The sequence below is a fragment of the Bacillus aquiflavi genome (genome assembly GCF_019915265.1).
GTDB classification, from domain to species: Bacteria; Bacillota; Bacilli; order Bacillales; family Cytobacillaceae; genus Bacillus_BT; species Bacillus_BT aquiflavi.
In genome coordinates this window covers 1,333,621-1,347,267 of record NZ_CP082780.1, presented here as the reverse complement: position 1 = coordinate 1,347,267, position 13,647 = coordinate 1,333,621, and the positions used below count along the sequence as shown (strand labels likewise).

The 13,647-nt window shown below is 34.7% G+C and carries 15 protein-coding genes and 2 pseudogenes; 3 read left to right on the top strand and 14 right to left on the bottom strand.

Features of this window, described 5'->3' with window-relative positions:
- Positions 1-254: 254 nt before the first annotated feature.
- The 3 genes from K6959_RS18885 to K6959_RS06695 form a co-directional block, all read right to left on the bottom strand.
- The gene (locus K6959_RS18885; RefSeq protein WP_258561197.1) at positions 255-386 is read right to left on the bottom strand and encodes a hypothetical protein; all 132 of its coding nucleotides are present in this window, start codon (positions 384-386) and stop codon (positions 255-257) included.
- Between the two features lie 201 nt (positions 387-587).
- Positions 588-806, bottom strand: coding sequence for a DUF2922 domain-containing protein (locus tag K6959_RS06700; protein ID WP_163243156.1), 219 nt, complete (start codon positions 804-806; stop codon positions 588-590).
- Positions 807-844: 38 nt separating this feature from the next.
- The gene (locus tag K6959_RS06695) at positions 845-1,063 is read right to left on the bottom strand and encodes a DUF1659 domain-containing protein (RefSeq protein WP_163243157.1); all 219 of its coding nucleotides are present in this window, start codon (positions 1,061-1,063) and stop codon (positions 845-847) included.
- A gap of 660 nt (positions 1,064-1,723) precedes the next feature.
- On the opposite strand from K6959_RS06695, the pseudogene K6959_RS06690 reads away from it, so the two are divergent.
- Positions 1,724-3,087: pseudogene (locus K6959_RS06690) on the top strand (IS4 family transposase).
- Positions 3,088-3,840: 753 nt separating this feature from the next.
- Here K6959_RS06690 and K6959_RS06685 read toward each other — a convergent pair.
- On the bottom strand, positions 3,841-4,278 hold the full coding sequence (locus tag K6959_RS06685) for a hypothetical protein (RefSeq protein ID WP_223087976.1): 438 nt from the start codon (positions 4,276-4,278) through the stop codon (positions 3,841-3,843).
- 635 nt (positions 4,279-4,913) lie between these two features.
- Here K6959_RS06685 and K6959_RS06680 point away from each other — a divergent pair.
- Positions 4,914-6,031, top strand: a pseudogene (locus tag K6959_RS06680) (IS4 family transposase).
- A gap of 131 nt (positions 6,032-6,162) precedes the next feature.
- Here K6959_RS06680 and K6959_RS06675 read toward each other — a convergent pair.
- From K6959_RS06675 to K6959_RS06650, 6 genes are all read right to left on the bottom strand, one after another.
- Positions 6,163-6,513, bottom strand: coding sequence for a hypothetical protein (locus K6959_RS06675; protein ID WP_163242785.1), 351 nt, complete (start codon positions 6,511-6,513; stop codon positions 6,163-6,165).
- A gap of 15 nt (positions 6,514-6,528) precedes the next feature.
- Positions 6,529-6,810, bottom strand: coding sequence for a hypothetical protein (locus K6959_RS06670; RefSeq protein ID WP_223087974.1), 282 nt, complete (start codon positions 6,808-6,810; stop codon positions 6,529-6,531).
- Between the two features lie 31 nt (positions 6,811-6,841).
- Entirely contained in the window at positions 6,842-7,450 is a 609-nt protein-coding gene (locus K6959_RS19565) for a hypothetical protein (protein ID WP_163242787.1), read from the bottom strand.
- A 414-nt stretch (positions 7,451-7,864) separates the two neighbouring features.
- The gene (locus K6959_RS06660; protein ID WP_223088330.1) at positions 7,865-8,215 is read right to left on the bottom strand and encodes a dihydroorotate dehydrogenase (quinone); all 351 of its coding nucleotides are present in this window, start codon (positions 8,213-8,215) and stop codon (positions 7,865-7,867) included.
- Positions 8,216-8,236: 21 nt separating this feature from the next.
- Positions 8,237-8,692 (bottom strand): hypothetical protein, encoded by a 456-nt coding sequence (locus K6959_RS06655; RefSeq protein WP_223087973.1) that lies wholly within the window; start codon positions 8,690-8,692, stop codon positions 8,237-8,239.
- Between the two features lie 60 nt (positions 8,693-8,752).
- Entirely contained in the window at positions 8,753-10,096 is a 1,344-nt protein-coding gene (locus K6959_RS06650; protein ID WP_223087971.1) for an LXG domain-containing protein, read from the bottom strand.
- Positions 10,097-10,280: 184 nt separating this feature from the next.
- Here K6959_RS06650 and K6959_RS06645 point away from each other — a divergent pair, with 184 nt between their 5' ends.
- The gene (locus K6959_RS06645) at positions 10,281-10,376 is read left to right on the top strand and encodes an excalibur calcium-binding domain-containing protein (RefSeq protein WP_163241930.1); all 96 of its coding nucleotides are present in this window, start codon (positions 10,281-10,283) and stop codon (positions 10,374-10,376) included.
- A gap of 74 nt (positions 10,377-10,450) precedes the next feature.
- Here the strand turns inward: K6959_RS06645 and K6959_RS06640 are convergent, their stop codons facing one another.
- The 4 genes from K6959_RS06640 to K6959_RS06625 form a co-directional block, all read right to left on the bottom strand.
- The gene (locus K6959_RS06640; protein ID WP_163241877.1) at positions 10,451-10,648 is read right to left on the bottom strand and encodes a hypothetical protein; all 198 of its coding nucleotides are present in this window, start codon (positions 10,646-10,648) and stop codon (positions 10,451-10,453) included.
- 223 nt (positions 10,649-10,871) lie between these two features.
- A complete protein-coding gene (locus tag K6959_RS06635) occupies positions 10,872-11,261 on the bottom strand; it encodes an MFS transporter (RefSeq protein ID WP_163241878.1) in 390 nt (129 codons plus the stop codon).
- 74 nt (positions 11,262-11,335) lie between these two features.
- Positions 11,336-11,650: an MFS transporter gene (locus K6959_RS06630; RefSeq protein WP_163241879.1), complete on the bottom strand. Its 315-nt coding sequence runs from the start codon at positions 11,648-11,650 to the stop codon at positions 11,336-11,338.
- A 385-nt stretch (positions 11,651-12,035) separates the two neighbouring features.
- Complete coding sequence (locus tag K6959_RS06625) at positions 12,036-13,622, bottom strand: hypothetical protein (RefSeq protein ID WP_223087970.1); 1,587 nt, start codon at positions 13,620-13,622, stop codon at positions 12,036-12,038.
- Positions 13,623-13,647 lie beyond the last annotated feature (25 nt).

Sequence of the window (13,647 nt, the reverse complement as noted above, 5' to 3'; positions counted from 1 at the left end):
AAAGCTTTAAACTATTGAAGTTCTAGATAAAATAATAAAAAGTATTTTTTTTGAAGATATCCATCTATATCGTCCGTGTTCCTTGATGAAAATAAAGACGCCATTGTGTTGCGCCAAATAGAGCTTCTCAATGATTTGAACCCATCAATCAAACTTTGATTCCGTTTGATCGGTCACATGAGCAATGTTCTGCGATAATAATTTTACACGGAAGTCCGTAATGATAAATGGAATCTGTCGTGGACCCTCATCGTTTACGTATTATACACTTTACCTGATGGAGCAAATTCCAGAAAATCCTTCGATAAAATCGTTTTAAAATCGTTCATTCGATCATACATCAATTGCTTCTCTAATGTTAAAAGTGTTACCTCTAACTCTCTCAATTTATTTGCCCACCCTCCCTCTTCCATTTAGTTATACATTCATTTCTTATAAAAGACATGGAACAAATTTTTGTATCCCTTTTGGTAGACTATTAACGACAGTTCTACTTCGCTTCGTTGCTCGGCACATTGATCCAGGCTGAGGACAGTTATTTTCTAAATATGACTTAAGACCGGTTCAAAAAAAACCGGCCCTTTTAGTTAAACAACTTCATATTCAATGATATTCCGCTCAACAACCCGTGCTCCCTTTATTGCTGTAAAATGACCATTATCAGTGTAAAATACGTTTGAACTAATAATTTTCTCCATTGCCTCTTTAAGAGCAGAAATTTCAATCGGTTCTTTTGGACTCTCCACTGATAAGCTCGCTGTTTTTCCAGCTTCCGTCTCAAATTGAAGTTCCAGCGTCTTTACCACTTCACTCACCACCTTCACCCATTTTGTTTTTGCGACATTTAACCGACAATATCATAATTATCACTGCGCTCAATTGAATCTAGTGAATAGTTACAGAGCGCTGAAATTGCTTGGGCTGCTTCATAAAGCTCATTTGCTCCGGCCGTCTTTTTAATATTGTTAAAAGTTTTCGCCTTAAAAATCGGCTTGCCGTCATCATCCACCCCAGCTTCAAACACAAGTCTAAGCCTAGAATCTAGTAAATTCGCTTCTGCCATTTCCTTCACCTCCCTTCACCCTTTATATATAGAAAATGGTGGGAAAAGGATATGTTTGAGAAGAAAATTTTTTAGATCGAAAGCTCCTCTAGCTGAAAATTGAAATATAAACATAAAAGCCCGAAAAGAATGGGAGAATCCCGTTTGAAGAATAAAAGATTATAATTGTAAGATATACTATCCCGCAACTAGATGATCGAGAAAGAGAGATTGAGGGACTCGCTATATGAATAGACAAGAATCTGAAGAAAGATCCACTTTTCCGCCATAATTAGAAAATATTTAAGTAATTTACAAGAAATAAGGACTTCATTTGGGTATACATTTGGAAGTTATATCCTCTTTAAAAGTAGTCGTTAATATTCGATAAATGAACATAAGTATGAACAGGTTTTACTATGTTAGTGGCTAATTATCTAATCTATTTTTAGTTGATCGTAAATTATCAAACATTATGATAAACCTTTTAATATCAAATTTTTATTATTAATAACTCAACTTTCGCAGTGTAAAAATAACATATAATCGTTATCCGGTATAAGACATTCAGTACTTCATTATGTTGCTTGACAAAAGTATTTATAAAAGAAAAACACCCCAACCTTTGGTATAGTTTAATTGTCGAGAAAAAACTACCAAATAGATGAGGTGCCTCCTACTATGATAGCGAATAATGACCAAAATAATCAACTACCAAATGATTTGAAATCTGCATTTAATGAATTACAGATCCTTAAACACTTATGGAATGCTGGAATTACAAAAGACTTCGGGTTCTCTTGTGCATATCTTTTCAAGCTTGTTTTTTGTTTGATATTTGAACAAAAAAATTGGTTTCGTCTACTCGAGAGTAAGAAATCTGAAAACCTTCCCGAGAAAGATACTATTTATCGCTTTTTAAATCATTCCAAATTTTCTTGGCGTCGATTTTTACTTTTACTAAGCACAGCAACTATTTATAAAATCAATCGCTTGACCAAAAGTGACCGTCCAAAAGTATTGATCATTGATGATTCTTCATATGAACGAAACCGTAGTAAAAAGGTGGAATTGCTTGCGCGCTGTTTTGACCATGCATCTCATAAAATGCGTTTTTATAAAGGCTTTCGTATGCTTACGCTAGGCTGGTCTGATGGTGCTACCTTCATGCCAATTGATTTCTCGTTATTAAGCTCAAAGAAGTCTAGAATAAATGACATCTCGGATAAAGTAGACAAACGCACTTTAGGTTATAAAAGACGTGTAGAAGCACTACAAACTGCGCCAGAACAGATACCATCTATGATTTCCCGAGCACTTTCTCTGCAGGAATTGATGCTTCTTACGTGTTAATGGACAGTTGGTTTACCCAACAACCCCTTATTCAATCTATCGTGAAACAAGGCATCGATGTCATCGGTATGGTTAAGGCCACGAATCAACGTTATCTAGTAAATGAAAAGCGAGTCGGGTTAAAAGAACTTTACCGCCTAGCGACACCTACATCAGGAAATAAAAACATCTTGCGCTCCATTCGTACAACGATGGCAAATGGTGTCCAGGTAAAAGTTGTATTCGTCCGAAACCGTAACAAAAGAAGTGAATGGTTAGCCATTTTAAGCACAGATTGCACGTTAACAGAGACAGAAATCATACGAATTTATGGGATGCGCTGGGATATTGAAGTCTTTTTCAAGGCTACAAAATCGCTACTAAAATTACAAAAGGAATTTCAAGGCAGGTCTTATGATTCACTTATAAGCCATACAACCATTGTATTTGCAAGATATATTCTTTTATCATGGCAAAATCGTTGCAGCACAGATGACCGCACACTTGGTGGTATGTTTTACGAACTTTGTGACGAAATAAATGAGCTTGATTGGGCTGTTGCACTTCAACAACTTATCGAGCTTCTTGAAGATGCCTTGGAAAAAACAAATAAGAAATTCAAAAAGTTAATCAAAAGTCAACTACAACAATGGTTTGCCGGATTGCCTAATTATATCAAGGCGTACCTGCCTAATTTGGGCTGCGAAAGTTGAGTTAATAACATATATTAAATCTTCAACAGGTAATTGAAATCTAGTGTATTTATAATCATTTGAATACTCTTCTGATACTGAATCAATTACAATTGCTTGATTATTTTCTTTTTTTATCAAATATTGATTGCCATCCAGCAAAGTTCCTTTGTATTTATTACCACTATACAAATATTCCTTAAATAAATTTTTTCTCTTCACCATCTTTACTTTTTAAAAATTTTTTTTCGTCTCTTCCAAGGTATCTTATTAATTTCAGATAATAGAAAATCCTTTAATTTATTTATAGCAAAGTCACCGTTTTTTTCCATAAATTTTTTTGATTAAATTTTCCCTTCTTTATTTTCTACCTCACTATTTAACAGGATATACAGTCCATATATTTTCTAATTCATCATAAACAATTTTTATTTTCGTTTTACTTTTTGTTCCTGGTAAAGTAGAGATATAGACAATCGCTAGAGTTGTTATGTCAAAATAAAGGAGTATGAAATTTATGATTTGAATGTAAATGCGGTCTAACAGTTTGTCACCAAATGATATAGAATTACGAGTTTATATATTCCGTATTCGGATATTTTCCTGTTGCTTTAGATAAAATTTCTTCTGATTGACTTCTAGTTAATCAGCATAAGTACCATCAAGTTACGTTATTTGTATTTTGCTTAAAAGCATCCTGAATTCTTTTCATTCCGGTATTTGTATCTGATTTTCTAATTCTTTTTAATAAAGTATTATCTGGAATCTAAACACTTACATAGTTTGGGTAAATTCAAAGCTTTCAATATAATATTTATTTTCTAAAGATAAAATTAATTTTTCAAAATACCAATTTGCATCTGTTATTTGTTCCATAATAACTTTTCTATTTATAGAAAATATAACCGAAATTCTGCATTCTGGATATAAGAGTAAATTTATACCGATACTTGAATTATCAAAAATGAGTTCAATACCACCTACTTCATTCAATTCTTGTTTGATTTTTAATATATTAATTACTTTTTGCTCATCTTCTGAAAAATCTATCCAGTTAAAATCATCTTGATCATTTGGCATTAAAACTGTATATAGGGAACTTTCCCTATTCCCCCAACCTGTATCTTTTAGTAATCTAAATATAGCATCATAAGTGTATGTGCCATCTTTTTTTTCATTTAAATAAATATCCATTGATGCTTGAATAGCCATAATAATTCTCCTTTATTAATCTAATATTTCTGTAAATTTTATTCCCTTTTTCGTCAACCAATCTTTTACATGATGTGGAATTGGTGTATTTGAATACAATTCATATAGTTCGGGATTTTGGCAATGACTTAAAATTCTTTTGAAAGTAGCTAGTATCCGCCAGTCACTTTAAAGAAAACGATCAAAATATAAAAGCAGGTGGAGAAAAACGATGTTTTGTTTTTCTCCACCTGCTTTATTTTAGGGGCTTATTGGTCAAGTCCCTCTCTTAAATAGACAATTTTTACTTTAACTAGTTAATTTATCCATTAAGTTAAGTATTTCTTTTTTACCGGCTGGAAAAACTTCACCAATTTGTCCTTTATATTTACTACCATCTATATTTTCTGTCCATCCGCAAGTATCACATTCTAATAGTAGTCTCTCCGATTCATCTAAATATTTAATAAGAATATACCTAAGCTCATCATCAAAACAATTAGGACAATCTTTTCTACATTAGCGTTGCATTAATGAATATTGAAGGTTATGAAGATTCCTAATAGTTAGTAATTAATTTTTAAGCAATAAAAAATCCTTTACAATGGAAGTACAGGTGATTCCCTGTCCAAATCCAATAGTAAAGGATAACCGATATGGACAAGAATACACTAAAATCATCATTTGGTAAATGGATAACACCTATAAACTCAAAAATACTTTTTGAACAAATAGAAGAAAGTAAGCAAGATCATTATACGAAAAAACTGACAACTGTAGCCTACATAAAGCTTATGTTGCTTGCTCAATTACAAGGATTCGAGAGTCTGGAAGAAATGAGTGACGCACTGATTCATGATCCACTTCAAAAAGCCTTAGGTTTTGAATCAATCAGTAAATCTCAATTATCAAGAAAAAACAATGAAGTCAATCCAGCTATTCTTTCCCGATTATTTTTGGAGCTTGTGCACCAAATAAAAGAAAATTCACTTTAAAAACGGAAAGCATATGCCATTAAAAATCATCGACTCCAGTACACTTCCATTAAACCTGACGAATTATAAGTGGGCAAAATTCCGCAAAACAAAAGCTGGTGTCAAGCTGCATTTGCGACTTGTGTTCATGAATAATGATACTGTATACCCTGAAAAAGCAGTCATTACAACAGCCAAAGAACATGACAGAAATCAATTGGAAATTCTCGTTGATGATAAGGAAGCCATGTATGTGTTTGACCGCGGATATGTTGATTACGAACGGTTCGATCGAATGATGGATGATGGCTACTTCTTTGTATCAAGATTAAAGAAAAACGCCGTCATTCGTGAGGTAGAATCCTTTTCGGTTCCTGAAAAGTCTACTGTTCTATCAGATAGAATGGTTTACATTGGCTCTACTCAAAATCGTACAGAGAATGTCTTCCGCCTCCTTGAAGTTGAGGACACAAAAGGAAACATTCTTAGGTTAATAACGAATCGCTTCGATTTAGAACCTGACGAAGTCAGCGAAATTTATCGTCAACGTTGGGCGATTGAACTGTTTTTTAAATGGCTAAAACAGCATGTAAAGATCAAACACTTTTATGGTATGGGTGAAACAGCGATTCAGAATCAAAATTTATCTTGCACTCATTGCCTACTGTCTAAATGTTCTAATCCAACTGGAGATGAAAAGCAAAAAAGCCCTACTCCGGATTAGTCGTTGGTTAAAGGCAGCACTTTGGAAGCCTGCTTACATTTGGATTCGCAAATTCGATAATAGAGCAAGTCCGTAAACACATACACAGTTGCTGTCACCTAAGTATTAAATGTATATTTTTACCAAATGGACAGAGCACCTTTGTTTAGCCCTTGTTCTTTTAGCAAAAAATAACACTGGTCTATTTACAGAATATTCCGTCCTTATTTATGCAACGCTAATGTCTTTTCTACTATAAATAGTAACCATATCCCATAAAGTATCACCTATTGCCATGGCTAGACTTTCAATCGTTTCGTATTTTATAAATAATCTTTGCGACTCCATTTGTAAAGAAATAGAAGGATTATCAACAATATATTTATCTGGATCTAACTTAATGAGAACATCCAGTCTAAATTTTTTTAAAATATCTAACGTAAAATAATTCGAATGAATTTTAATAAACTCTACCAAAGAATTGTAGTAATTACTATAATTTTCTAAATTACTGTTATTCTTTATTAAAAAATAAAATTCATTTAATAACTGAGTGTCAATTGGATTAGAATTTTCCATTCTAGATACCTCCTATTAAGGTTTCGGTACAGGATAAGTTGTAATTAGGTTTCCTGCTTTATCCGTAATTACTTTTATATATGTTGTCTCTTTACCACCACTCTTCAAAGATGATCTTCCTATTACTTTTCCAGTATCTACAACCCTAACATATTGCCCTCCTTCCAATTTCTTGATAGGTTTCTTTACAGTACTTGGCTTTTGTAAAATTCTTTTTAATTCATCTGGTGATATATAAAATATTGATCTATTATTAGCTAACGGCCTGTTAAAGTGACCTTCTAATACATGAATCAAATCCAGCAGAAACAGGTTATCCAGTTAAAGGTCACCTTGGTGTTGTACGTGTTTGTCTATTAGCAATATTTATTCTTGACTGTACTATTCCAACAAATGGTGACTTTTCAGCTCCTCTGCTTCGCTTACTAGCTTCTCCAACACCCCCAAACGCTTCCTTACTCGCCTGGTGGATTCGATTGTACAAGTCATCCATTACGTTGTATGGAATGTTGTTTACCGTGCATGTAACAAAAGCCGGAGTTAATCCTTTATTAATCGGTATCGGTGGCGGGATCTTATTGGCAACATTACCGAGTTTTGCCGCATTTCCAAGCTGACCTGCTCTACTTAATCCTTTATCTCCGATTAAGCCAATTTCAATTGTTGTTAAACCATAGGAGAAGAATTCAGCGCGGCTATGAGCATCACCGTTGATGACATCTCGATTCCAGGCGTTTTTCATCCCTTCCCACATATATTTTAGGAAATTGATTACTTTATTCTTATTTTCCCCTAGCTTTTTCTTTGGGTCATGGATGAGTTGATAGGCGAAGATTGCTTTTTCAATATAATTGATATGACCCGGTTGTAAATTTCCCTTGGCAAATTTGTATAGAGAAACGAGACCGTCTATCGTGTCACCAAGAGCTTTTCCCATTCCATCAATGACACTTCAAATGATCAACTGGTGAAAGAAAAAAAAGCTCCTTTATTGGAGCCTTTCAGATAACTTATGTGGATCTTACCTCGATTACATTCTCCAAAACTTCCAATACATTAAGAAATTAACTAAAACAATGTCGAAAATAGCAATCTATAGCCCAATACATTCTTTAAAATCATTATCTACTGTTTATTCTGGATGTATTTTAACAAGTACTTGAGAAAACTGGATACACCTAAGCCTTTTGGTCTTGACAAAACCTTTGGTTGATTTTTATTCTTCAACACTATATTAAACGCATGGTACGTTTTATTATTAATCGTCTATAGAATCTATTAAAAGCCATGTATGATTAAAGAGTTTTATGGGGTTTGGAGAAAATTGTTTACCCCCAATTTAACATGCATTTTAAGAATATTCTATATAAATATCGCTATTGAGATTCTCCTTTAAAAGGTTGATTATCTCTTTTAAAATAATTTGTTCTTTTTTATCTAACAACTTAATATTTATAGTTTGCAATTGTTGTAAAGCATCCTTATTGTTAGGTATTTTCCAAGGGCTATCTTCATACCATCCTTCATCTAAATGATAATAATATGCTAAAGAATGCCATCCATCATCATTCGGTTGAATTTTTTGCATTATATTGTCAAAATAACCATCCCAAATTCTAATCACTTCCCTCTTTTCACCAATTTTTATATAAAAAACAATTTCTGGATATCCTTCAAAACCCGTATAATAATCACCTATTATTTTCTCCATATATTTCCCTCCTTAAGGTGCCTTCCAATGACCATTTTCTAATATTTCGTTTTGCTGGGGAGTACTTTTTCCTTTTTGTCTATCTGCAATGGCTTGTTGCCATACATGTTTACTAACCCAAGTATCTTCTCCTACTAAAAATTGTTTTTTCTTTCTTTGCCCATTGGGATTTCCCGGTAGTGTCCTTTCAACCACATAAGTGTTCCCTTGGTTTTTAGGAGCACCTGGAGTTCTTGTATGCCATCTTACTTCATACTTTTTTCCCCCTTCAATCCATTTGTAGGATATTTGTTCATATCCAGTTTTCGATTGCGCTTTAATAATAGCATTTTCAGGGATCTTGATTGGTGAATTTTTAGAATATTTATTGGCAAACTTCATTTGCTTCTCAAATGTTAATTCAGATAATTTAGGTATTTTATTAGTACCACTAGCTCCTTTACCAGTCCCCCCAACACTTACCGACACTTTCCCACCACGACTATCTCCAAACGCTTCCTTACTCGCTTGGTGGATTCGATTTACGTTTTATGGAATCGTATTAACTTTGCCTGTGGCAAAAGCAGGGGTTAGTCCTTTATTAATCGGTATCGGTGGCGGAATCTTATTTGCAACACTTCCTACTTTTCCAACATGACCGGGTTTTGCAGCGTTCCCAAGCTGACCTGCTCTGCTTAATCCTTTATCTCCGATTACGCCAATCCCGATTGTTGTTAAACCATAGGAGAAGAATTCAGCGCGACTATGGGCATCTCCGTTGATGACATCTCGATTCCAGGCGTTTTTCATCCCTTCCCACATATATTTTGGGAAATTGATTACTTTATCCTTCATTTCCCCTAGCTTTTTCTTTGGGTCATGGATGAGTTGATAAGCGAAGATGGATTTTTCGATATAATTGATATGACCCGGTTGTAAATTTTCCTCGGCAAATTTGTATAGAGAAACGAGACCGTCTATCGTGTCACCAAGCGCTTTTCCCGTTCCATCAATGACACCTTCAAATGCACGATCAACGGGTGAAGTAATGGCACCATCCCTTATTTCTTCGGGGATTTCTGGAACAACTTCATAATGAACTTTACCAGATCGATCGGCTTCCATCACAATCAAGCCGTCTGCATATACGTGATATATGATACTGTTGTCGTTTCCATATGGATCTCTTTCGACTGTATTGATTGGCTCAAGCACAACCTTTTGCACTAAGCTGCCTAAAAGCTTGCGATAAGCCTCGCTTGTCATCATTTTTGATACGCTGTTATGAGAAATTGGCAATTGACCGCTTTGAGTCATCGCTTCTATTTCTTTCATAAAGCTGGTCATCATTAGTAAGTCATCTAAAATCCGGTCAAGTAAACGAGTTGCTTGCTCATCAAAGGAATGAAGGTTTTCGATCGTCATTCGATTATGTTGTCGCGCTTGATTGATCTGAAAGATTGTTTCATCAGCTTGGATAGGTGGCAAGCTGACGATATCTTGTACACTATGTATCGCATTGTTAATTTCACTTGTTATCGATGTAACTCGTCTCTCAAGACGATCTAACCCATTCGCGACATCATTTTCTAAAAAAATTTCGTGAATAAAGCCATCTTCTGCCGGCTCAAACGATTGGAGTAAGTATTTAATTTTTTCTAAAATTGTATCATAATCAGTAATGAATGCTTGATGAAATAAGAGAAATGGCTTATGTACGTTTTGAAAAAAAGCACGAATCGCTTCGCCTCCTTTTCCTTTAAGTGAATCTTCTAGTTGAATAATTCCTTCAACAGCATGTTCAATTTCACTCACTTGTTCATAGGTGGTTTTCAATGTTTGTTGAATGATTTCAATGACGGTATAAATCTCACGGGCATGTAAGATTTTCATGGCTTCACCCACTTTTGATAGAAAATTTATCTATAGAAGTATTTTTTATACATGTATATTAATAGTAAATATATATCCTATTATTTTCAAGGGGTTTTTAGACTTCTTCAACTGAATTGAATACAACTACAGAATCTACTTCAACTAGCGATAATATAGAGCTGTTTGCTAAAATTGTACAGAGCTGCGTGCTAAATATCCTAACGGTGTTGCAAAAGGTCACACATCCTATAACCCTGCTTTAGACAGAGATAAGGATGGGTACGCTTGTGAACTTTAATCTCACTTAACGGAAAAAAAGAATTGTTCTTTCCAGTTGCTTTTATTTTTTGCCCAAATGTTGAAATTTTCCTACTATACACTTTGCTTATTTTGAATAACTTCTAGTCTGTTTATTTTTAAGAAAATTAGATAGGAAATTCCTGCAAATATACATAGAACTCCACAGATCGCAAAAACATTCCCTACTCCGAGAGCTTTAGCCATAAAAGCACCAATACCGGGTGCGAGAAGCATCGTGATTGTTTGAACGCTTTGAGCTGCCGAACTCACTCTTCCCATTTTTTGATTTGGTGTTTCAGTTTGCAAAACATAGGCATAAGGAATATTTCCGCCTGCCTGCTAAAGCTCCTAATAAAAAAGCACATAAATAATAGATTAATGAAGGAAGCTGAATATAATTGGCTCCTTCTAACCCCATAACGACAACTATAAATCCTATCATTCCAAAAGTAAGCGCCATTGTAGTGAGCGGTTTATTTTTCCAAAATAATCGTTATCCTATTACAAAAGAACTTATTAGTGAACCAAAACCGATTAATGAAACAAATATACCAAATGCAGCTTCATTGAAACCGATTTGTTTAGATAATATAACTAGTAAACCATCGCAAAGAAAGATAATAAACAAGGACAGTGCGGATAACACAATTGCAGTACTCAAAATTGTATTGTTGTATATATGTTTTATCCCTTCTTGAAGTTCATCTTTATATTTCTTCTTTTCCTGAACTTTTTCAATCGAAGTATTTCTTATATTAGGTAAATGAACGAAGGATAAGATAATCGTTGTAAAAATAAAACAGAAAGCTTCAACAATTAAAACAATGTCAGAATTAAATGATGCGACTAAAATACCTCCAAGTGATGGACCAACTATTTTCATAGAATTTAAAGAAATTTGAGATATGTTACAGCCGCTGACAGTTGAGACTCCTTTACTAATAATCGAATGCTTGCTTAACGGGCAGGATCAAACAGAGAAGCTAACGTCCCTTTAAAGAAGACGAAAATTAATAAGAAAAATAGATTAGGAGCAAATATATAACCTACTATTACAAATATACGTAAAAAGGAAGAAATCATTAGCACTTTTTTTCTTGACCATCGATCAACAAAAACACTTACAAAAGGACCGATTACAACCCATGGCAGTCCATACGTGATGACAAATAACGCCATTGAAGATTCATCTAATCCCCATTCATAGATAATTAAAACAGTTAAAATTGTAAAATCAAGCCAATTTCCTAAATCTGAAAATATTTGCCCCATAAAAAAGCTTCGATAATTTTTTGATGTCAGTGGCGAGAACAAAGAGTTTTTCATCTATCTGATCCTTTTCTTTTAAAATATCTTTTTATTTTTATTTTAATATGTTTTTCCCTATTTATTTATAATATTTATCACTTAGTTCTTAATATTGTATTTTATGTTAGATTAAAAAAAGCTTTCTGCAACAGAAAAAAATTTTAAAATATACGTACACGTACATATAAAAATTAAAATAATCATTTTTTGTACTCTGAAACAGGAATTTTTGACTTATTTCAAACTATTGACAAACGCTCGTGTTTTCTAGTGACAGTGCATAAATAAAAAAAGCGATCCTTTTAATGAAGAATCGCGAATTTTTCAAATGGTTAAATGAGAATAATATTTAGCCGATTACGTTGACTTCACCATCATATACAATCGGACACGTCCCGCCTTCAAAGGAGATACTTAACTGATTTGTTAGGAGCATTCCGCCAATTATTTGTGCTGCTTCTTCCGGCTCCATGTCCGGAGTCGCATGATTGATATCTTGAGCAATGACAAGGTATTTCCAAATTCCATTATCTTTTCTAGAAAAATATTTAGAACCGGTATACGTACCATCGTTAACTGTTTCGTCTTTATCTATACCAGTATCTTGCAGGACGAAACTGTTCCATTGGCCATCCAGCCCTATAAGGAAGCACTGCACAAAAAGCTGATTGCCGGTAAAGAGATTATGATCGGCATCATAAAACTGAGCTTTAACAATAAATTTTTCATCATTGTCTAAATGGATTACATCCGGTGCGCTCATTTCATATTTGGACAGCAGATGAGTATTAGCATTTGTCTCTATATCGTTATATGTGTATGTTCCACCTGTCGTATTACGTTGATATTTCCAGTCAACCTTCACTTTAAATGGCTTTCCAGGCATTATAGCTTCTGGATAAGAGAAACTCATTTTCATTTCTTCAGTTACCGTAAGTTCCCCTGCATTGGGAGCGGTATGATCTTGACCTTTACGGAATGGATCACGGGTGTCACTTGCACCTGCAATAGTTGCAACGGTTGCTGCAGCTGCAACTAAGCCTGCTGCTACTTTACTTGTACCGCCACCACTAGCTTCAATTGTACAGCAAGAGCCGCCACTATCATTCGGCAAATCGTGAGTACCGCCTGCTCCTGCAGTAATATCACCTGAACCATCTACAGCTTCTGCGATTGCAGCCGCTACGAGCAGAACAAATGCTACAACAGCGAGCACAACCTTCCACCATGGATCTTGAAACGGTAAATCTCCGTACTGCCCCTCAGACGGAGGAGTAAGTTGAAGCTGAGCTTCTAGTTCCCCGAGTAGTAATTGCGGTACGCAAAGCTTAAAGCGTGGATCATTTGTAACACTGATCGCCTTGCTTAAATAATCAAGCAAATTTTCAGACTCATCATCGTTCGCTCGGGAGTTCCCAACACCGTTGAGAACTTCAAGGAGAGTTGCCTTCTCATCGCCTTGGGTATTTTTTTTGTTTGAAAAGTGAGGATCACGGGGACCGATCATTTTTTTAAAAGCAACATTAAATACTGCCTCTGGTGTCATAACTGAAAACGAATGTGTAGCTGGATTAAAGCTCATTTTCGTTAAAAATATCGTTTTAATTATCCGTTGTAGTCCTGCAGCCGTTATAACAATAAAACTCACCATATGCTTCCCAGGGGTTGCTGCGCTAAAATCAGCTTCCCAGCTAAAAAGATGCGACACTCCAGTTGCAGCGTGATCAATTTTATATGTTCTTGGCGTTACAACGATACCTGGGTCTGATACGCTTTCAATGTAAATTTGGACCTGATCAATAGCTGGGCCATTATTCATAAAATGAGCATGAATCATTTGCTTTCCAAGACTGACCTCAAAAATGCCATCTGGCGTCATCAAGCCAGTAATTGGTTCTGAAGCAAAAGGGCGATTTGGGATGATAAATTGTGTCATAGCTTTTTAACTTACCTCCTGCTTT

Bases quoted from the DNA above. Each gene is read 5' to 3' on its own strand.
- K6959_RS06695 (WP_163243157.1), bottom strand. From the start codon at position 1,063: ATGGCAGAAGCGAATTTACTAGATTCTAGGCTTAGACTTGTGTTTGAA.
- K6959_RS06685 (WP_223087976.1), bottom strand. From the start codon at position 4,278: ATGGCTATTCAAGCATCAATGGATATTTATTTAAATGAAAAAAAAGAT.
- K6959_RS06675 (WP_163242785.1), bottom strand. From the start codon at position 6,513: ATGGAAAATTCTAATCCAATTGACACTCAGTTATTAAATGAATTTTAT.
- K6959_RS19565 (WP_163242787.1), bottom strand. From the start codon at position 7,450: ATGGGAAAAGCTCTTGGTGACACGATAGACGGTCTCGTTTCTCTATAC.
- K6959_RS06650 (WP_223087971.1), bottom strand. From the start codon at position 10,096: ATGAAAATCTTACATGCCCGTGAGATTTATACCGTCATTGAAATCATT.
- K6959_RS06635 (WP_163241878.1), bottom strand. From the start codon at position 11,261: ATGAAAATAGTTGGTCCATCACTTGGAGGTATTTTAGTCGCATCATTT.
- K6959_RS06630 (WP_163241879.1), bottom strand. From the start codon at position 11,650: ATGGGGCAAATATTTTCAGATTTAGGAAATTGGCTTGATTTTACAATT.
- K6959_RS06625 (WP_223087970.1), bottom strand. From the start codon at position 13,622: ATGACACAATTTATCATCCCAAATCGCCCTTTTGCTTCAGAACCAATT.